Source organism: Mesorhizobium sp. Mes31 (assembly GCF_024519675.1).
Classification (GTDB): Bacteria; Pseudomonadota; Alphaproteobacteria; order Rhizobiales; family Rhizobiaceae; genus Mesorhizobium.
This window is the reverse complement of record NZ_JALJRL010000001.1, coordinates 322,476-341,220: the sequence shown is the minus strand read 5'-3', so window position 1 is coordinate 341,220 and position 18,745 is coordinate 322,476. Positions and strand designations below refer to the sequence as shown.

The 18,745-nt window shown below is 63.9% G+C and carries 18 protein-coding genes; 8 read left to right on the top strand and 10 right to left on the bottom strand.

Annotated features, from left to right (window positions below; genetic code table 11):
• The first annotated feature begins 14 nt into the window (after positions 1 to 14).
• The 5 genes from NR193_RS01550 (at position 15) to NR193_RS01530 (ending at position 6,494) form a co-directional block, all read left to right on the top strand.
• Positions 15 to 1,010 (top strand): glycosyltransferase family 2 protein, encoded by a 996-nt coding sequence (locus NR193_RS01550; RefSeq protein ID WP_256749130.1) that lies wholly within the window; start codon positions 15 to 17, stop codon positions 1,008 to 1,010.
• Positions 1,010 to 1,960 (top strand): glycosyltransferase family 2 protein, encoded by a 951-nt coding sequence (locus NR193_RS01545; protein ID WP_256749129.1) that lies wholly within the window; start codon positions 1,010 to 1,012, stop codon positions 1,958 to 1,960. Before NR193_RS01550 ends, NR193_RS01545 begins: the two co-directional genes overlap by 1 nt.
• The gene (locus NR193_RS01540; protein ID WP_306279908.1) at positions 1,917 to 2,900 is read left to right on the top strand and encodes a glycosyltransferase family 2 protein; all 984 of its coding nucleotides are present in this window, start codon (positions 1,917 to 1,919) and stop codon (positions 2,898 to 2,900) included. The genes NR193_RS01545 and NR193_RS01540 overlap by 44 nt, the downstream gene beginning before the upstream one ends.
• Positions 2,901 to 2,974: 74 nt before the next feature.
• Positions 2,975 to 3,871: a UTP--glucose-1-phosphate uridylyltransferase gene (locus NR193_RS01535; RefSeq protein ID WP_256749127.1), complete on the top strand. Its 897-nt coding sequence runs from the start codon at positions 2,975 to 2,977 to the stop codon at positions 3,869 to 3,871.
• A 235-nt stretch (positions 3,872 to 4,106) separates the two neighbouring features.
• Positions 4,107 to 6,494 (top strand): polysaccharide biosynthesis tyrosine autokinase, encoded by a 2,388-nt coding sequence (locus tag NR193_RS01530; RefSeq protein ID WP_256749126.1) that lies wholly within the window; start codon positions 4,107 to 4,109, stop codon positions 6,492 to 6,494.
• 103 nt (positions 6,495 to 6,597) lie between these two features.
• On the opposite strand, the gene NR193_RS01525 is transcribed toward NR193_RS01530, so the two are convergent.
• The 3 genes from NR193_RS01525 to NR193_RS01515 all read right to left on the bottom strand — a co-directional run bounded on the left by NR193_RS01525 (position 6,598) and on the right by NR193_RS01515 (position 10,653).
• A complete protein-coding gene (locus NR193_RS01525; RefSeq protein WP_256749125.1) occupies positions 6,598 to 7,356 on the bottom strand; it encodes a metallophosphoesterase family protein in 759 nt (252 codons plus the stop codon).
• A gap of 162 nt (positions 7,357 to 7,518) precedes the next feature.
• Positions 7,519 to 8,601 carry an acyltransferase gene (locus NR193_RS01520; RefSeq protein ID WP_256749124.1) on the bottom strand — a complete coding sequence of 361 codons (1,083 nt, stop codon included), beginning with the start codon at positions 8,599 to 8,601 and terminating at the stop codon, positions 7,519 to 7,521.
• 144 nt (positions 8,602 to 8,745) lie between these two features.
• On the bottom strand, positions 8,746 to 10,653 hold the full coding sequence (locus tag NR193_RS01515; RefSeq protein WP_256749123.1) for a propionyl-CoA synthetase: 1,908 nt from the start codon (positions 10,651 to 10,653) through the stop codon (positions 8,746 to 8,748).
• Between the two features lie 788 nt (positions 10,654 to 11,441).
• Here NR193_RS01515 and NR193_RS01510 point away from each other — a divergent pair.
• Genes NR193_RS01510 through NR193_RS01500 form a run of 3 tightly spaced genes read left to right on the top strand, consistent with a single transcriptional unit; the run spans position 11,442 to position 13,183 of the window.
• The gene (locus NR193_RS01510; protein ID WP_256749122.1) at positions 11,442 to 11,726 is read left to right on the top strand and encodes a PqqD family protein; all 285 of its coding nucleotides are present in this window, start codon (positions 11,442 to 11,444) and stop codon (positions 11,724 to 11,726) included.
• A gap of 39 nt (positions 11,727 to 11,765) precedes the next feature.
• Positions 11,766 to 12,200, top strand: a complete 435-nt coding sequence (locus tag NR193_RS01505; protein WP_256749121.1) for a lasso peptide biosynthesis B2 protein — start codon at positions 11,766 to 11,768, stop codon at positions 12,198 to 12,200.
• Positions 12,197 to 13,183 carry a serine kinase gene (locus NR193_RS01500; RefSeq protein WP_256749120.1) on the top strand — a complete coding sequence of 329 codons (987 nt, stop codon included), beginning with the start codon at positions 12,197 to 12,199 and terminating at the stop codon, positions 13,181 to 13,183. Before NR193_RS01505 ends, NR193_RS01500 begins: the two co-directional genes overlap by 4 nt.
• A gap of 9 nt (positions 13,184 to 13,192) precedes the next feature.
• Here NR193_RS01500 and NR193_RS01495 read toward each other — a convergent pair whose 3' ends face one another.
• The 7 genes from NR193_RS01495 to dhaL form a co-directional block, all read right to left on the bottom strand.
• Positions 13,193 to 14,215, bottom strand: coding sequence for a nucleotidyltransferase family protein (locus NR193_RS01495; protein WP_256749119.1), 1,023 nt, complete (start codon positions 14,213 to 14,215; stop codon positions 13,193 to 13,195).
• A gap of 157 nt (positions 14,216 to 14,372) precedes the next feature.
• Positions 14,373 to 15,359, bottom strand: coding sequence for a dihydroxyacetone kinase subunit DhaK (dhaK, locus tag NR193_RS01490; protein WP_256749118.1), 987 nt, complete (start codon positions 15,357 to 15,359; stop codon positions 14,373 to 14,375).
• Between the two features lie 25 nt (positions 15,360 to 15,384).
• Complete coding sequence (locus tag NR193_RS01485) at positions 15,385 to 15,807, bottom strand: hypothetical protein (protein ID WP_256749117.1); 423 nt, start codon at positions 15,805 to 15,807, stop codon at positions 15,385 to 15,387.
• An 11-nt stretch (positions 15,808 to 15,818) separates the two neighbouring features.
• Positions 15,819 to 17,420: a phosphoenolpyruvate--protein phosphotransferase gene (gene ptsP, locus NR193_RS01480; RefSeq protein WP_256749116.1), complete on the bottom strand. Its 1,602-nt coding sequence runs from the start codon at positions 17,418 to 17,420 to the stop codon at positions 15,819 to 15,821.
• Entirely contained in the window at positions 17,404 to 17,706 is a 303-nt protein-coding gene (locus NR193_RS01475; RefSeq protein WP_091580694.1) for an HPr family phosphocarrier protein, read from the bottom strand. The genes ptsP and NR193_RS01475 overlap by 17 nt, the downstream gene beginning before the upstream one ends.
• 21 nt (positions 17,707 to 17,727) lie before the next feature.
• A complete protein-coding gene (gene dhaM, locus NR193_RS01470; RefSeq protein WP_027040441.1) occupies positions 17,728 to 18,117 on the bottom strand; it encodes a dihydroxyacetone kinase phosphoryl donor subunit DhaM in 390 nt (129 codons plus the stop codon).
• Positions 18,114 to 18,716: a dihydroxyacetone kinase subunit DhaL gene (gene dhaL, locus NR193_RS01465; RefSeq protein ID WP_256749115.1), complete on the bottom strand. Its 603-nt coding sequence runs from the start codon at positions 18,714 to 18,716 to the stop codon at positions 18,114 to 18,116. Before dhaL ends, dhaM begins: the two co-directional genes overlap by 4 nt.
• Positions 18,717 to 18,745: the final 29 nt, after the last annotated feature.

The following is an 18,745-nucleotide window of genomic DNA, read 5'->3' as shown; positions in this document are numbered from 1 at the left end:
ATGGACGTGGGTCGATGACGCAAACTGGAAAACCATCATCCAGCCTGATCGTTGTTCCGTGCCTGAACGAAGCCGCCCACATCGGTGCGCTGCTCGATCAATTGCGCCCTTCGGCCGCAAGGCTTGGCGCCAGGATCATCGTCGCCGATGGCGGCAGCACCGACGGCACGCTGGCCATCGTCGAGGATGTCATTGCGAAGGATTCGCGCGTTATCCTGCTTCACAACAAGCGGCGCATACAGAGCGCGGCGATCAATCTCGCCGTCGGCACATTCGGCGAAGGCACGGACTATCTCATCCGCATCGACGCGCATGGCGGCTATCCCGACGACTATTGCGACCGCCTGGTCGAGGAGGCGCTGGCCACCGGTGCCGATTCGGTCGTCGTTTCGATGCTGACCAGCGGAAGCGGCGCCGTGCAGAAAGCGGCCGCCGCGGCACAGAACTCCAGGCTCGGCACCGGCGGCTCCAAGCACCGGCACCTTTCCGCGGGAGAGTGGATCGATCACGGCCATCATGCGTTGATGCGGATATCGGCGTTCGGGGCCGTGGGTGGTTATGACGAGACGTTCAGCCACAACGAGGACGCAGAGCTGGATTACCGGCTGCGACAGGCCGGCTACAAAATCTGGATGAGCGGCAAAACGCAGATGGTCTACTATCCACGCGCCTCGTTGAGCGGGCTCTATTTCCAGTATCTCGGCTATGGCCGCGGCCGCGCCAAGAATGTGCTGAAGCACCGTGTAATCCCGAAAGTCCGGCAGATGGTGCCGCTGCTGGTGTTTCCGGTCGTCCTGCTGGCGGCCTTCTCTTTCGTGCACTGGCTGGCGGCGGTGCCGCTTCTGCTGTGGGCGTCGGTGTGCCTGGGTTATGGCTTGTGGACGGCCATCCGCCAGCGCAATGCCGATATCGCGCTTGCCGGCGTCTCGGCAATGGTCATGCATCTTGGCTGGTCCGTCGGTTTCTGGCTGCAGCTTCTCGGCCTCGGCTCGCGGCGCAGGGTGGCCTGATGGCGGTGCCTGTCAACAACCGCAGCATCGACATCGGTGTTTGCACGTTCCGGCGACCGGAACTGGCCGACACGCTGCGCTCGCTGGCTGCCATGGACATGCCTCCGGGATTCGACGTCAGCGTTATCATCGCCGACAACGACGACACGCCAAGCGCCCGGGACCTGGTGACGGCGCTGTCGCGGGAACTGACGCTGCCGATCCACTATCGCCATGCCCCGGCGCGCAACATTTCGATCGCCCGCAACGCCTGCCTCGACGCCAGCACAGCGGATTTTGTCGCTTTCATCGATGATGACGAGACGGCTTCGTCGCGCTGGCTCGCCGAGCTGGTCGCGACGGCCGAAGCGAGCGGTGCGGCCGCCGTGCTCGGTCCGGTGCGGGCGCTCTATCGCCCGGACGCGCCGGACTGGATGCGCCGCGGCGACTTCCATTCAACCTTGCCCGTCTGGGTGCGCGGCGAGATCCACACCGGCTACACCTGCAATGTGCTGCTGCGGGCCGGTGCCGACAGTCTGCGTGGCCGCCGCTTCAGCCTGGCGCGTGGTCAGACCGGCGGCGAGGATACCGAGTTCTTCGACCAGATGCACAAGGCCGGCGGCCGGATCGCCTTTTCGCCCGAGGCCTGGGTGGACGAGGTGGTGCCGCGCGCCAGGGCGGCATTCGACTGGCTCGGCCGCCGCCGTTTCCGCGTCGGCCAGACGCATGGCCATCTTCTGGGCAGCAGCGCCAGCGGCATCGGCCTGGTCAAGCAGGTCGGCCTGGCGTCGGCAAAGGCCATCTATTGCTTCGCCTCGGCTATCCCGGTTGTCGTCAACCCGGTTCGCAGGAACCGCAGCGTGCTGCGCGGCATCATGCATGTCGGCGTCGTCAGCGGTCTCGTCGGCATCCGTGAAATCCGCCTCTATGGCCAGCCTTCGCCACAGGAAGGAGGCAAGCGTGCAGCCTGACGTCTCCTTTGTCATTGCCGCCTACAACGCCGAGGCAACCCTCGACCGTGCGATCGCCAGCGCCATCGCCCAGAAAAACGTCAGCGTCGAGATCATCGTCGTCGACGACAAGTCGCGCGACGCGACGCTCGATGTGGCAAGGGCCTACCCGCAGGATATCGTTCGTGTCGTCGCCCTGGCCAGCAATCGCGGTCCCGGCGGCGCCAGGAATGCCGGGCTCGACCTCGCCCGCGGCAGATGGATCGCGGTTCTCGATTCCGACGACGCGGTCTTTCCGGACCGCATCGCCACCATGATCGCCCGCGCCGAAAGGGCGGATGCCCAAATCGCCGTCGACAACCTTCAGGTCATTCGCGAGGACGGTGTCGTTGAAGACGCTATGTTTCCGACGCGCTATCTGGAGAGCTTGAGTGAAATCTCGCTGGCCAGCTACATCGCTGGCAACATCGTTTTCGAATCGAAGTTCAATCTCGGCTATCTCAAGCCGATCTTCCAGCGCCGGTTCCTGGATGAAAACGGACTTCGCTATGATGAAGAACTGATCATCGGCGAAGACTACATTCTGCTCGCCGAGGCCTTGGCCAAAGGTGGCAAATGCGTGGTCGAGCCGACGATCGGCTATGCCTATCATATTCGCAGCGGCTCCATCTCGCGCGTGCTCGAGCTTCATCACGTCGAGGCGATGCGCAAGGCCGATGCCGTGTTCGCTCAGGTCCATTCGATGGATCCAGCCGCGCTGGCCGCGTTCGCCCGGCGCAGCCGCAGCCTGCGCAAGGCCGCATCGTTCCTGTCAATGGTTCAGCACATCAAGGCGCGGTCTCCGCTCAAGGCGATCCGGACGGCGCTCAGCGATCCGGCGGCGGTCAGCCATATGAGCATGCCGATCGCCGTGCGGTTGCGAAGAGTAGCGGCACAGTTTGCCGTGGGGGTGGGGAGGTGAAGATGCAGGCACATGGAGGGATTTTTCGTGGCCTGTGAATGGACTGAAGTCGATCTCCTCAGAAGGAATTTGCAATGAAGAAAATCAGGAAGGCCGTGATACCGGTGGCGGGGCTTGGAACACGGTTCCTGCCGGCGACCAAGTCGATGCCGAAGGAAATGCTTCCCGTCGTCGACAGGCCTGTCGTGCAATATGCGGTGGACGAGGCGTTCGAGGCCGGTATCGAGCACATCGTGTTCGTGACCGGTCGCAACAAGGCAGTCATCGAGGATTATTTCGACCTCCATCCGGAACTGATCGGAACGCTGGAGCAGACCGGCAAGAAGACCCAACTGGAGGCGCTGGAAAGCATGCTGCCGGTGGCCGGCGCCACCAGCTTCATCCGCCAGCAGTCGCCGCAAGGCCTTGGCCACGCCGTCTGGTGCGCGCGCGAGGTTATCGGCAACGAGCCCTTCGCTCTGCTTTTGCCCGACATGGTGTCGTTCGGCGGGCGCGGGTGCCTGGCCGAAATCACCGACCTCTATGCCCAAACCGGCGGCAATGTGATCGCCGTCGAGCGCTGCGATCCGACCGAGACCAACAAATACGGCATCGTCGGCCGTGGTGCGGATATCGGCGGTGGTTTCGAGGTGACGGCGATGGTCGAAAAGCCGGCGCCGGCCAACGCGCCGTCGAACTTCTACATCAACGGCCGCTACATCCTGCAGCCCGAGATCTTCGCGTTGCTGGGCGATCAGCAGCGTGGCGCCGGCAACGAGATCCAGCTGACGGACGCCATGGTCCGGCTGTCGCAGGACCAGCCATTCTTCGCCCAGCCTTTCAAAGGTCGAATGTTCGACTGCGGTTCGAAGGAAGGGTTCATCCAGGCCAACATCGCCTTCGCGTTGGCGCGCGACGACATGAAGGGCCCGGTTTTCGAGATGCTTCAGGAGTTCGTCCAGTCGCATGAACGCCAGGAAGAAGCCGCATAATGCCCATCTTTCGGGAGTATTTTCAGACGGCTGATGGCGCGAGGCGATAGCCCCGCGCTGTCTGGCATGAAGCTTGCGTTGCTTTTCGCAAAGCTCCCGATCTTCGCGGCGCCTGCAAGCCAAAGCATGATCCCGAAAAGTGGGTACCGGTTTTCGGGAAAGATCATGCGCAAACAAACAGATAGAGCCCCATCCCGATCATCGGGATGGGACCGGCTCTAGAATTGGACCGAAGATGAATTATGCCAACTTTCCTCTCGACAAGAGGATGCCATTGCCGAATTCAGACGCAGGAAACGGCGAAGACTTCATCGATATCGAGCGGCTGCTTGGCATGGCCGCCCGGCAGGCCAAGGTGGTTGCCGTGTGCGCCATCATCGGTCTTTTCCTGGGCGTGCTCTATCTGCAGACCACGCCGCCCAAATATGTGTCGATCAGCAGCGTGCTGATCGACGAGGGATTGAACAAGATCGTCGATGACATCTCGGCAACGTCGACGAGCATGCAGACCGACTCGGCGATTCTGAGCCAGATCGAGATTCTGACGTCGTCGCGGCTCGCCGCCGTGGTCGTCGACAAGCTGAAGCTCGACCAGAACGATGCCTTCATGAACCCTCCCGTGTCGGCGCTGGCGAAGGGCATCGGCTTTGTCAGGAGCATAATCCAGTATGTGCATCCCAGCTCTCCCGTCGGGGCCATGGGCGACATCACCAAGGTCGACGCGGCCACGCGTGAGGCGATGATCGCCACGGCCCGCCGCGATTATGCGATTCTCAAGTTGCAGAGCGAGGTGCGGGCGGAGCGTATCGGACGGAGCTTCGTGATCGCCCTCGGCTATCAGGCGACCGATCCGGGACTGGCAAACGCGGTCACCAAAGCCTATGCCGATGCCTATCTCGCCGATCAGCTCGATGCCAGCTTCGACGCTACCGAGCGGGCGGCGGTCTGGCTGCAGGGCCGGTTGACGGAATTGCGCCAGAGTTCCCAGGCGGCCTCGCTGGCGGTCGAAAAATTCAGGGCCGACCACGGACTGGCCGCCAACAGCGATGGCCAGCTGATGAGCGACAAGCAGCTCTCGGACCTGAACGCCCAGCTCATCGTGGCGCAGGCCGATACCGCACGCGCCAGTGCCCGCTACCAGCAATACAAGGCGATCATCGACAGCGGTTCGGACAACGCCTTCAAGGATGCCGCCATATCGAGCGATCAGCCGAGCAGCTCGGTCATCGCGGCGCTCAAGACCCGCTACCTCACTGTCTCCAAGCGGCTGCAGGACGTCGAGGCGAATTTCGGCCCCCAGCATCCGCAGGCACAGGCACTTACCAAGGAGAAGGCCGACATCTCGACGCAGATTTTCGGCGAGCTCAAGCAGCTGACCGAAAGCTATCGCAACGAGTATGAAGTGGCGCTGGCGCGCGAGACCGCGCTCAGGGCCAATGTGGCGGCCGCACAAGGCAAGAGTTCCGTCGACAACCAGACGCAGGTCAAGCTGCGCGAACTCGACCAGCAGGCGACCGCACTCACAACGCTCTATCAGACATTCCTCGGTCGTTACGAGGAAGCCGCGCAGCAGCAATCCTTCCCGGTCGGCAAGATCCGCATCATCTCGGACGCCTCGATGCCGCTCGCCGCATCAAGCCCGCGTACGATCGTCGTGCTTGGACTTTCGCTGGTGCTTGGCATGCTGATGGGCGCCGGCTTCGGCGGCCTGAATGAATTCAACGAACGCTTCTTCAGGACCGGCGATGATGTGCGCGACCGCGTCGGCCTGAAATTCCTCGGCTATCTGCCCACGATCGGCGGCAAGCTCGGCAAGGAAGAACAGCCGGGCGAAACCCAGCTGGATGCCAAGACCGCCAAGTCGCTATCGGCCGCCGAAAGGCGGGCGCGCATGCGTGTCAGCATCGATTCGCCCGCGTCGATGTTCTCCGAAACCTTGCGCAGCGCCAAGATCGCCTTCGACGTCGTGATGGAAGGGCAAGGCAGCCGCGTCATCGGCGTCATTTCGGTCCTTCCCGGCGAGGGCAAGTCGACGGTCGCGGCAAATCTCGCCGGATTGCTTGCCGCCAACGGCGCCAAGACGCTGCTGATCGACGGCGATCTGCGCAACCCCGGCCTCAGCCGCGGTCTTGGCATGGAGGCCGAGCAAGGCTTGATGGAAGCGGTGGTGAGCGGCCAGACCTGGCAGTCCGTCGGCAAGATCGACCGGCAGACGAAGCTTGCGATCGTCCCCGCCGTGTTGCGCGGTCACTTCTCCCACACGAGCGAACTTCTCTCCTCGGCCGGGATGCGGCGCTTCATCGAGAACGCCAAGGAGACGTTCGAATACATCGTCGTCGATCTGCCGCCGCTCGGACCGGTGGTCGACGCCAAGGCCTTCGCGCCGCTGGTCGACGGTTTCGTGCTCGTCACCGAGTGGGGACGTACGCCGCGCGCGATGGTGCAGTCGCTGCTCAACGCGGAGCCCTATGTCGCCAACAAGATCATCGGGGCGGTGCTGAACAAGGTCGATCTGAAAAAACTGGCCAAATACGGCACGTTCGGAGGTTCGGAAAAGTTCTTCGACAAATACTCGACCTACTATCTGGAAAAATCCGAAGTGCGCAGCAAGGCCGCCGTCTAATGCATGTCGCCCAAAAGCGGCCCCGGTTTTGGGCCAACGACATGCATGGCAGCAAAGACTTGAAGCGCGTCGCATAAACCCGCTTCGACGCGGCGCGCTTTGATCAGGAGAAGATCAGCCGGCCCTGTTTGTCGGCGATCCTGACGGCGGTCAGACGTCCGCTCTGGAAGGCGGCGGTGTCGATGCCGAGCCGCCGCCCCTCGAGTCTCGGGATGTCCACCGGCGTATGCCCGTGCACCACCCAGCGGTCGAGCAGGTGCGTCGCCTCGAAGAAATCCGAACGGATGTGTAGCAGGTCCTGGTCGGCCTGCGCCGCGAGGTCGACACCCGGTCTGATGCCGGCGTGGACGAACACGAACTTTCTGGAACGGACCATGATCGGCAGTCCGCGCAGGAAGCTGACGTGATCGGCTGGAATGACCTCCCTTATGCGCTGGTCGATCCGTGCGCTGTTCTCGTAGAGCCGGGCAAGGCGCGCCGGGTCGATGCCGTAGGAAAACAGGGTTTGCAGGCCGCCCGTCGCCAGCCAGGATTCGCGGGACAGATGTCCGTCGAGATAGTTCAGCATCGCGACTTCGTGGTTGCCCGCAAGGCAGATGCGCTGGAACCCTTTCGGCGGCGGCGCCAGAAGGTGATCGAGCACCCGCGCCGACTGAAGCCCCCGGTCGATATAGTCGCCCAGCATGATGATGATCTTGCGGCCCTGGAAACGCAGCGAATCGAGCAGGATCTTCTGCTCCAGCGAGCGGAGTTCCTTGTAGCAGCCATGCACGTCGCCGACGGCGTAGACGACGGTGTCCTGCATATCGATGTCGAGGCGCACACGCTGCGCGATACGGGGTTTTCGCTGGAAAAAGGTCACGGGAGGAGCGTCTCGATGTCGAAGGCATGCGGTCATGCGCAGGGCATGAATGTCTGTATCATGCCTGAAGCGAAAAACTCCGCAATGGCCGCAAATGCGGTCCCGCCGAACCGCTTGAGCGGCCGCGTCGGCGACCGGACCGACCTTGCCGGCAGATTGCTGTCAGGCTGCCTTGAGACGATAGCGGAAAACGGTGTGGTCGAGCATCTGCCGGATGCGCGGCTCGGCCTCCGTCGCCACCAGCCAGCTTGCCGCGATCATCGTCGCGCCGACCGCGGCCATCGACAAGAGATGCGGCAGTCCGGCGCGGACCAGGACGCCGAGCATCGCGGCGCCGACGACGTCATGCAGCAGGTAGAGCGGATAGGTCATCAGGCCGATGCGGCGCCAGCCGCTCCATGACAGATCGAGCCGCAGCGACCACGCCATCAGCCCCATCGCAGCGAGGAAGATGAGGATCGGCGGCGCAAAGGGCATCTGCTGCCCGACCTTCAGCATATGAACGTCGACCGAACTGGCGATCTGCAACACGCCGCCGCCCAGGAACAGGGCGCAGAAGGCAAGGCGAGGGACCGTCACCGCCTTGAACCGCATCAGCCACAGTATGACGCCGGTTGCGAAGAAAACGCCGTGATGCACCAGGAGCAGGTCGAGCGAGCGCGTTTCGGCGAGGCCCGACCAGTCGAGCGGATAATAGAGGCACCAGAAAAGCGTGCTGGTCAGCCCGATCGCGATGGCCACCACTTCCATGAGATGGAAGCGGCCGAGCAGCAGCAGGGTCCAGACGACGGCGTAGAAGGCGATCTCGATACCGAGCGTCCAGTAGACGCTGTCGACCCATGGGCCGTAGGGGACAAACAGGCCAGTGCGGACCAGCCTGATGACCGCATCGGTCGGCCAGCTCAGGCCGACGATCAACAGCACCATTGCGGTGAGCGGCGCACAGATCCAGACCGCCGGCGCCAGCCGCTTTACCCTTGCTTCGAAAAAGCGCAGGGGCGTCGACTTCTCGGCGCTGAAGGCGATGACGAAGCCGCTGATGACGAAGAATATCTGGACGCCGACCCAGCCGGATTCGACCCACGCGCCTATTTCCGGATGTGGAGCAATGCCGCCCGTGGCCCGCGCCGAAACGCCGTCCGGGAAGGCCCACACCCAGAAGCCATAGTGGTAGACCATGACCAGCACGGCGGCGAGAAACCGCAGGATGTCGACGCCGCCAAATGTGATCTTCTGCTGAGCCATGCGAACCTTGTCGATGGCCCCCCACCATGAACTGTAGGGTGCATTGCTGCATTGCACAATAGAAGTATTGCTTACCGATGCCAGGCACAGCCTTCCGCGAGGCGGCGTTGTGCACGCAGGTCCGCTGTCAACCGCGCCGGCTGCTCAAAGCCCGATGCCGCGCTCCTTCAGGGCGGCGGTGATCTCGTCGAGAATGACAGGGTCGTCGATGGTCGCCGGCATCGCCCATTCTTCCTTGTCGGCGATCTTCTGCATCGTGCCGCGCAGGATCTTGCCGGAACGCGTCTTCGGCAGGCGCTTGATCGTTACCACCATCTTGAGGGCGGCCACCGGGCCGATCCGCTCGCGCACCAGCCTCACCACCTCGCTCTCGATGGCGCCGATGTCGCGCGCGACGCCGGCATTGAGCACGACGAAGCCGAGGGGGATTTGGCCTTTCATCTGGTCGGCGATGCCGATGACGGCACATTCGGCCACGTCCGGATGCGCCGAGAGCACCTCCTCCATGGCGCCGGTCGACAGCCGGTGGCCGGCTACATTGATGATGTCGTCGGTGCGGGCCATGACGAACAGATAGCCGTCCTCGTCCATCATGCCGGCGTCGGCCGTCTTGTAGAAGCCGGGGAACTCGTCGAGATAGGCTTGGTGAAAACGCTCGTCCGCATTCCACAGCGTCGGCAGGCAGCCGGCCGGCAGCGGCAGCTTGACCACCACATTGCCCAGCGTGCCGCGCGGCACTTCGTGACCGGCATCGTCGAGCACGCGGATGTCGTAGCCGGGCATCGGCACGCCGGGCGAGCCGTATTTGACCGGCAACAGGCCGAGACCGGCCGGATTGATCGTCATCGGCGAACCGGTCTCGGTCTGCCACCAATGGTCGATCACTGGCACGTTCAGCTTCTGCTCCGCCCATTTGATGGTTTCGGGGTCGGCACGCTCGCCGGCGAGGAACAGCGTACGGAACGTCGAAAGGTCGTATTTGGGAATGAACTCCCCCTTCGGGTCCTGCCCCTTGATGGCCCGAAACGCCGTCGGCGCGGTGAACAATGCGACGACGCCGTGTTCGGCGATCACCCGCCAGTAGGTGCCGGCATCGGGGGTGCCGATCGGCTTGCCTTCGAACAGGACGCTGGTGCAGCCATGCAGCAGCGGCCCGTAGACGATGTAGGAATGCCCAACCACCCAACCGACATCGGAGGCCGCCCAGAACACTTCGCCCGGCTTGACGCCGAACTCGTTTTCCATCGTCCACTTCAGCGCGACCATGTGGCCGCCATTGTCGCGCACGATGCCCTTGGGCTGGCCGGTCGTGCCCGACGTGTAGATGATGTAGAGCGGATCGGTGGCCAGCACAGGCACGCAGTCGACATTGGCGCCGGCGGCGCGCTCGCGGGCGACAGCGTCGGCATAGTCGATGTCGAAATGGTTCTTCAATTCGCAGCGCATCTGGTCGCGCTGCAGAATCAGGCAGGCGTCCGGCTTGTGCCTGGAGATCTCGATCGCCTTGTCGAGCAGCGGCTTGTAGGCCACCACACGGCCCGGCTCCAGGCCGCAGGAGGCCGAAATGATCAGCTTCGGCTTGGCGTCGTCGATGCGGGTGGCAAGCTCATGCGAGGCAAAGCCGCCGAAGACGACCGAATGCACGGCGCCGATGCGGGCGCAGGCAAGCATGGCGAAGGCCGCCTCCGGCACCATCGGCATGTAGATGATGACGCGGTCGCCCTTGCCGATTCCGCGGTTCTTCAACACCGAGGTCAGCGCGACCACCTCGCGCTTCAGCTCGGCATAGGTGAATTTCCTGACCGTTCCGGTGATGGCGCTGTCATGGATCAGCGCGATCTGGTCGGCGCGCCCGCCCGCGACGTGGCGGTCGACCGCGTTGAAGCAGGTGTTGCAGGTCGCACCGGTGAACCAGCGTCCGTAGACCCCTGCCGTGGCGTCGAACACCTTGTCATGGGGCGAGTACCAGTCGATGGCGACGGCCGCATCCGCCCAGAACTTCTCCGGATCGCGTTGCCAGCCGTCATAGACCTCGTGATAGCGTGAAGCCATTCCGTACCCTCCCCAGGAACGATTTGCCGTACTTGTGAACAGCCTATGCTGTTTTTTCCGGTGATGTCTCCTGCATTTTCGTCTGAGTCGGTCTCGTCTTGACCGCGGATGCATGGTGTCGCGAACTGCGGCCGTGACAGGGAGGATGTGAACGAATGCGCCATCCGCGGGCGGCCATGGCAAAACCGGTGTTCGCGCTGACGATCGGCGCTATGCTGGCTGTCTCGGCCGGCAGCGCCAGCGCGAGCGACGCAGCGGCTGCCCAGCAGCGTCCTGTTCGGTGGCCTGAAAGTCGATTGGACCTGAAGCGGTTCATCGTTTCACGGAAACGCCGAACCGCCCGATCTCCTTGATCTGACGCAATTCAGACGGCAAACGGTTTCACGCTTTTTCTGGGCTTGCTCTACAGCGGCAGAGCCATAAGCATCAGGCCAACACCGCCTGCGATCAAAATCGCTGCCGCCAAGGCTTTCCGATGACGTTCGAAGCTCGTCGGAGCCCGCTCCCAATTGTAACGCATACTCTATCTCCCCAAGACCCGCGGCTTCTTTACCTTACTTAGGGGAAGAAAAGCAACGGCCCTGCTCGGACTGCTCACGGATAACCCACTGCTGCCGCGACTATTTCTGGGACGATTCCCGTCGAGAGCCGGCAGCGGCGCGATATCGATGCGCGGCAGCAGGCCAAGCTGGGCGATGCCAGGGAAGGTGAAACTGGTCGGCCAATGGACAGCGCCCCACCACCGCGCTATCTCATTTCGGGGTTTGCGTGGCTTGGTGGGGTTCGTGATGGAAATTGCCTCTGGAACTGTTTTGCGGCTGGCGGACGACGCTTCGGTTCAGCATGCCGGCGACGGAGCGGTCGTGCTTTTGGCACGCAGCGGCCAGCTCTATACGTGCAACGGCACGACCGAGGCTTTTCTCGACAAGGTCGATGGCGCGCGCAGTCTCGACCAGATCGTCGACCTGCTTTGCGAGGAGTTCGAGGTCGACAAGGGCACGCTCGATCAGGACATGGCGGCGCTCGCCATGGATCTGGTTTCGGAAGGTATCCTCGCCGCCCCAGGCGCTTGATGGCTAAGGGTTCCGCTTGATGGCCAAAGGTACCGCATGATGGCTGACGGTCCTCTCCTGCGCGCCCTGTTTCGCTGCCATCTCTGGGCGAGCGCGCGGCTGCTGCCGGTCCTGATCGGCAACCGCAGCTTCGAGGACGTGCTCAAATGGGCGCCGCTCGCCTCGTCGACGCCCTATCGCGGCTTGCCGTCCGCCTACATTGTCGCCAGCGTCAACCACACCGTGCGCCATCCCTGGCTGATGCGCGACCGCAGATGCCTGAGGGAGGGTCTGCTCGGCCATCGTTTCCTGCGCCTCGCCGGCTTCGATCCGGAGCTCCGCTTCGGCGTCGATCCCCAGTCGATGCAGGCGCCGCGCATGTCGGCGCATTGCTGGGTCTGCCTCGATGGCAGGCCGGTGGTCAGTGATAGCCTTCCCGGCATGGTCGAGATCTATCGCCACCATGCCGATGCCACAAAGGTGCGTCCCGCTTGACCAGACCTTCAGCGTGCTATGGCCTCAACGGCCAGATCCTCGGCATATCGGCCGAGGGTCCCGATCTATGGCGGGACTTCGACAGGATGCTCGCCAGCCTGCGTATCACAGGTCCGGTCGAGCCGGACTTTCGCCTCGATATCACCGAGGCCGAGGTCCTGGACGAGGCACCGGATGGATCTCTCGTCTTCGACGGCGAAATCCCTGAGGATGGCTACTGCCGGATGATCGAAGACGGTGGCACAGTCCATCTTGTCCTTCCCGAACGCCAGACTGTGTCGATCAATGGTGAGGAAGGCTGGGCTAAAATCCGGATGCGCCCCGATGCGAAAGCCGCCTGGACGCCATCGATGCTGGTGCTCGACGCCGCGCTCGACGCCGGCGGCCAGCATATGCTGCACACCGCGGGCCTGACATTGCCGGACCAAGACGCCGTCGTGCTGATCCACGCCCCGAGCGGCACCGGCAAGACCACGACGTCGCTGGCGCTGGCAACGCAAGGCTTCGGCCTGTGCTCCGACGATGCCATGATCCTGGACGCGGCAGCCCCCAGGCCCTTTGCCTGGGGGCTGCCGCGCCACGTCAAGATCCACCAGAAAACCGCGCGGATGATCCCGCAGGTGTCGCCATGCCTCGGTCCTTCATGGGACCGCAATGGCGAACAAGCCGTCTCGCTGGAGCGATTGAGCGAGATTGTACGAATCGAAAGCCCGGCCGCCAGGCCGGTGGCGGCACTTCTCCACCTCGCGCGGTCCGTCGACAGCCAGACCCGGCTTGTGCCCATGGCCCGGACCGACGCGATGGTGGCGCTGGCGATGGACAATGTCCGCACCGGCATGACCGGCCTGCTGCCGCTGCAGAAACGGCGGCTGGCGACGATCGGCAGGCTGGTCTCGTCGGTGCCGACCTTCAGGCTGGAAGTGGGCGCGCGTCCGGCCGACGCGGCTGCCCTGATCAGCGATACCCTGAAAGCACGGGACTGATCGAGCCGGTCAGGCGGCGTACGGCCTGGCCTTGGCCAGCCGCTGGATCCATCGGAAGGCATCGCGGCGCAACCGCGAGCCGATCTTCTCCCGAGAATTGACCCTGAGCAGGGTGTTCGTCGTGATCAGCCGCTTGGCCAGCCTTATCGAGAGATCGGGCTTGATCCGCCCGGCGAGCTCAAGTGCGCGACCCTCGCCGAACAACTGGCCGGTGACATTGAGCACGATCGCCAGTTCGAGCTCGATGCCGGTCATACGGGCAGCGTCGAGCAGGCGGGCTTCCGATTCCGGCGACCGCAGCGCCCGCACGCCTTGCAGCACGTCGACGCAAAGCTGCAGCCGGTGGAACTTGTGCCCTCCGGCGGCATGCACGATGGCGATCGTCAAAAGCGCGGCCGGTGTGTCCGATGCCTCGCCGTCGATGACGCGCAGTTCCCGGAATCCCAGCGACAGGCGCCGCCGCATGCCGGTATCGTGCACCAGGTCGCCATGCAGTTCGATCAGCAGGCTCGAATTCTCCTTTTCGAGCCATTTGAATTCCTGCAGCGCATAGGATTCGGCCTCGTTGCTGCCAAGCTCGAAGCCGCATGCCGCGATCACCTGGTTTGCCCGCGACAGGTTGGCGGGTTCGACGAGGATGTCGATGTCGGTGAACGGCCTGTCGGAAATATTGCGGTAGAGCTTTCGCGCGAAGACCGGTCCCTTGACGATCCGCGCCGGAATGTTTTCCGCGGCGAGGCCCTTCATGATGCGGTCGCCATGGTACTGCAGCAGCATCGACTGGCCGGTGGCGATCGTCGCCTTCTGGCGCAGGTCGTCAAGCTTCTCCCGCAAGCCGGCGTCCGGTGGCAGATGCGCGTCGCCACGCTCCTGGAGCTTGCGCAGCATGATCGGCAGGACGCCATGGAATTCGGCATTGTCGAGCAGCGCCGTCAGCGTCTTCGCCGACAAATCTTCCCCGACTGCCGCGGCCTCCGGATCGGCGTAGCGCAGCATGAGCTTTTCTTCGGCGGAGGTGAGAGATGGCAGCATCAACCGGACAATGTTACGGATAAGGGGATTGTCCAGGATGGTTGCAGAAAAGCACGGTGGAAGCCAGCGCTCTGCCCATTTGCTTTACGCAATTCCCAAGGGAAAGCGCTACGCGCTTTTCCCGGGAAAACCGTTACACACTTTTCCCGGAATTGCTCTACATGCCCCACCGCAGTGCCGCCGTATGGACGGGCGCATCCCACCAGCCGGTCGTCTCGTCATCGAGCATGGTCAGCGTGATCGAGCAGCCGGCCATGTCGAGTGAAGTGACATAGGTGCCGACCAGCGAGCGGGTTATCGTCACGCCGTGCTTCTCGAAAATCCGGCGGGCGCTGTTGTACATCAGGTAGAGCTCCATCTGCGGCGTGCCGCCGAAGCCGTTGACGAACAGCAGCGCCGGGCCTTTCGCCCTGTCGCCCAGATCGCCCAGGATCGCCGCGCATATCTCCTCGGCAATGGCATCGGCACTCTTCAATGTGTCGCGCCGCCTTCCGGGCTCGCCGTGGATGCCGACGCCGAATTCCATCTCGCCGTCGCCGATGTCGAAGGTCGGCTTGCCGGCGGCCGGCACCGTGCAACTGGTCAGCGCCACGCCCATCGAGCGGGTCACGCCATTGACGCGATCGCCCAGCGCCTTCAGCAGTGGCAAGGCCATGCCGTGCTGGGCGGCCGCGCCGACGATCTTCTCGACCACCAGCGTGCCGGCGACACCGCGCCGGCCGGTCGTATAGGACGAGTTCTCGACGGCGACATCGTCATTGGTGACCACCTGCAGGACGCCTTCCGACATTTCGGCCGCCATGTCGAAATTCATCACGTCGCCTTCGTAGTTCTTGACGATGAACAGGCAGCCGGCGCCGGTGTCGACGGCCTCAGCCGCCGCCAGCATCTGGTCCGGCGTCGGTGAGGTGAACACCTGGCCAGGGCAGGCGGCGTCCAGCATGCCGTGGCCGACAAAGCCGCCATGCAGCGGCTCGTGGCCGGAGCCGCCACCGGAGATCAGCGCCACCTTGCCCGGCCGCAAGGTCTTGCGGCGGACGAATTTGTGCCCGTCGCCGAGCACGAGGATGTCGGCGTGGGCGGCGACGAAACCGTCGAGGCTCTCGGTCAGCACCGTGTCCACCGAATTGATAAATTTCTTCACGGCCGTCTCCTCCCGAAATAGGCGATCAGCTGCCTTTGCCGGTAATGCTGGTGATCTTCTGGATGAAATCATTCACCGCCCTGTCGAGCGCGGCGTTCTGCTTGTCGTCGCCGAAATCCGGCACGATCAGCGAAACATGCCGCGTCTTGCGCATGCCCGCCGCGACAGACATCTTGCCCGGATGCGCCTGGTGATAGGCGGCGAGAAACTGATCACGCTCGGCCGGGCTGAAATGGCAGACCGAGAAGATGGAAGGCAAATGTTTCGACGGAATCGGGATCGAATAGGCGGGGCTCGAAATCTGCGTGACGAAACTGCGGTGCTTGCCAAGCGCGTCGGCAAGGCGCTGGCGCATGCCGGACGGCCGCTGGTCGATGACCTGGGACAGGATCGTCTTGTAGGCGCGGATCGCCTCTTCGGAACCGGGTTCAGGTGTCTTTTCGACCATGCCAGCCGAACCTAGACCGAAACGTCCGCGATGGCCGCCTTGGCCATGGCGAGTTGAGCCGGAGCGACGGAAAGATCGCGCAGGCCGGCCTCGAGCAGTGACGGGATCGAGGCGGGATCGCCGCCGGCGTCGCCGCACAGGCTGACCGGGATTCCTTCGCGCTGGCCAAACGCGGCCACGGCAGCGACAAGCCGCAGCACCGCCGGATGGCGGACCGAATTGAGATGCGCCACGGCGGCATTGTCGCGCGCGGCGGCCATGACATACTGGGTGAGGTCATTGGAGCCGATCGAAAAGAAGGCGGCATCAGTAAAGGCCTCCGGCGCGATCGCCACCGACGGCACCTCGACCATGATGCCAAGCGGCGGCATTTCATGCGCGATGCCACGCGCGGCGAGCGTTGCCTGCTCCTCTGCAAACATTGCCGCGGCCTGCCTGTATTCCTCCACAACGGCGATCATCGGGAACATCACTTTCAGGCTGCCATGGACAGCGGCGCGCAGCAGCGCACGGATTTGTACACGAAACACCTCAGGCCGCGCCAGCGACAGCCTGATCCCGCGCAGGCCGAGGAACGGATTGCCTTCCTCGACGGTGAAGCCAGGCACCGGCTTGTCGCCGCCGGCATCGACGGTGCGGATCGTCACCGGCTTTTCGCCGGCCCACTCCAGCACCTTGCGATAGGCGCGATACTGCGTGTCCTCGTCCGGCAGCGTCTTGCCGAACAGGAATTCGGTGCGCATCAGCCCGACACCGTCGCAGGTCGCGATGTCGATGCCGTCGACATCGGACGGGTCGGCGATGTTGACCTGCACGCGCACCGCCGTGCCGGTCTTGGTCATCGCCGGCCGGGCCAGGAAAGTCCCAGCCAGGTCGCGGCGCGCCGAGAATGATGAGGACGATCGGCGAAAGGCGTCGATCTCGGCCCTGGAGGGCGACAGCACGATGCCGCCGTGCTCGGCGTCGAGCAGCGCCGTGCCGGCAAGTTTGGCTGGCGGAGCGCCAAGGCCAACCGCCCCAAGCCCGACAACCATGGGCACGCCGCGCGACCGGGCCAGCATGGCGACGTGGCTGGCCGTGCTGCCTGCCTTCAGCGCGATGCCGCCGCCATGACTCCAGTCGGTTTCGAGAAAACGTGTCGGTGCGATGTCCTCGCCGTAGAGAATGGCGCCAGCCGGGGCCAGGACATCGCCATCCTCGGTCAGCGCCCGCAGCACCTGATCCCTGATGTCGCGGATGTCGGCCGCACGCGCCCGGAAGTAATCCTGGTCGGACGTTTCGTAGCCGGCGATTTCCGCGTCGAGTGCGCGGCGCCAGGCCGAATCGGCGGCCGTACCCTCGGCAATGTGCGAAAAAGCCGGGCCGGTCAGTGCATCGTCCGTGAGCATCGCGAGCTGGAACTCGAGAATGTCGGCGGCATCGCCTTCGCTCGCCGCGATCAGCGCAGCGAGCCGGCCGGTCGCTGCGCCTATCGCTGTCTCGAGCGCGGCTCTCTCTTCAGCGGCTGTTGCCTTGCCGACATAGGATGCGGCAGTCCGGTCGAGGTCGAAGAGCGGACCCTCGGCATAACCGGCCGAGGCCGAAATGCCCTGCAGCCTATGCGGTCCGGACATGGTCCGCGCCTTCGTCGAAATCGCGCCGCACCAGTTCGACCAGGGCGTCGACGGCATCATCGGCGCCATCGCCGCTGGCCCTGATATGCAGCACGGTGCCCTTCGGCGCCTTGGCCGCCATCACCTTGACGATGCTCTTGGCGTCGAACCATGGCCCGTTGGCGGCAAGCGCTATTTCCACGTCGGCGGCAAAGGTCTTGGCAAGCTTGGTGAACTTCACCGAAGGACGCGCGTGCAGACCCACCTCGTGGGTGATCAGGACGCTCGCTTCGGCGGATGCGGACATGTCTTCAAAGTTCCCGTTCGCTCACGACGGCGACAATTCATGCGCCGTCGCCACCACTTCCTTCAGCGAGGCGCCGCCGGAAGCCTCGGTCGCGGCCATCACCGCGCCTTCGACGATCGGCGCGTTGCAGACGATGATCTTCTGCGAACGCGGCTCGCCGATCATCTCGACCGCCATTTCGCTGTTGGTCTCAGCACCGCCGAGATCGACGAGGATGGCGACCCCGGCTTCAGACCAGGCCTTGTCGATGGCACCCATGATCGCCTCGACATTGGTGCCGAGCCCGCCATGGCCGTTTCCGCCGCACCATGCAAGCGGCACTTCGTCGCCCACCATCTGCCGCACCATGTCGGCCGTGCCCTCGGCGACCAGCGGCGAATGCGAGACGATGACGATACCGACATTGCTCATGCGCTTTCCCCGACGGTTTTCGCCACTGTCCGCACCAGCAGCGCGGTTGAGCGCGCGCCGGCGTCCATATGACCGATCGAACGGTCGCCGAGGAACGATGCGCGGCCACGCAGGGCCTTCAATGGCACGGTTGCCTCGGCGGCCGCGTCGGCGATATCGGCGATTTCAGAGGGGGCTCTTCCCTGCCGCAAAGCGTCATGCACGGGCTGCAGCACGTCGAGCATTGTCTTCTGTCCAACTTGCGATTTGCCTCGCGCCGCCACCGCTTCGATCGCCTTGCCAAAAGCCGTCGTCAGATTGGCGCGATCGGGCGCGGCGGAAATCTCCTTGCCGAGCGCCATGAAAAGGGTGCCGAACAAGGGACCTGAAGCGCCGCCGACCGTCATCACCAGCTTGGTGCCAATCGCCTTCAGGGCCTCGGGCAGCGGCTTGGTCGAAAACGCTTCCGCCTCGCTGCGCACGGCCTCGAAGCCACGCTTCATGTTCAGCCCGTGGTCGCCGTCGCCGATCGCCTGGTCGAGCGCCGTCAACTCCTCGGCATGAGCGGCAATCGTATCCGCGGCGGCCGTGATCAGCCTGGAAAGGTTCAACCTCGCCATGTCGCCCAAATTCCCGGTTTCCATCCCGC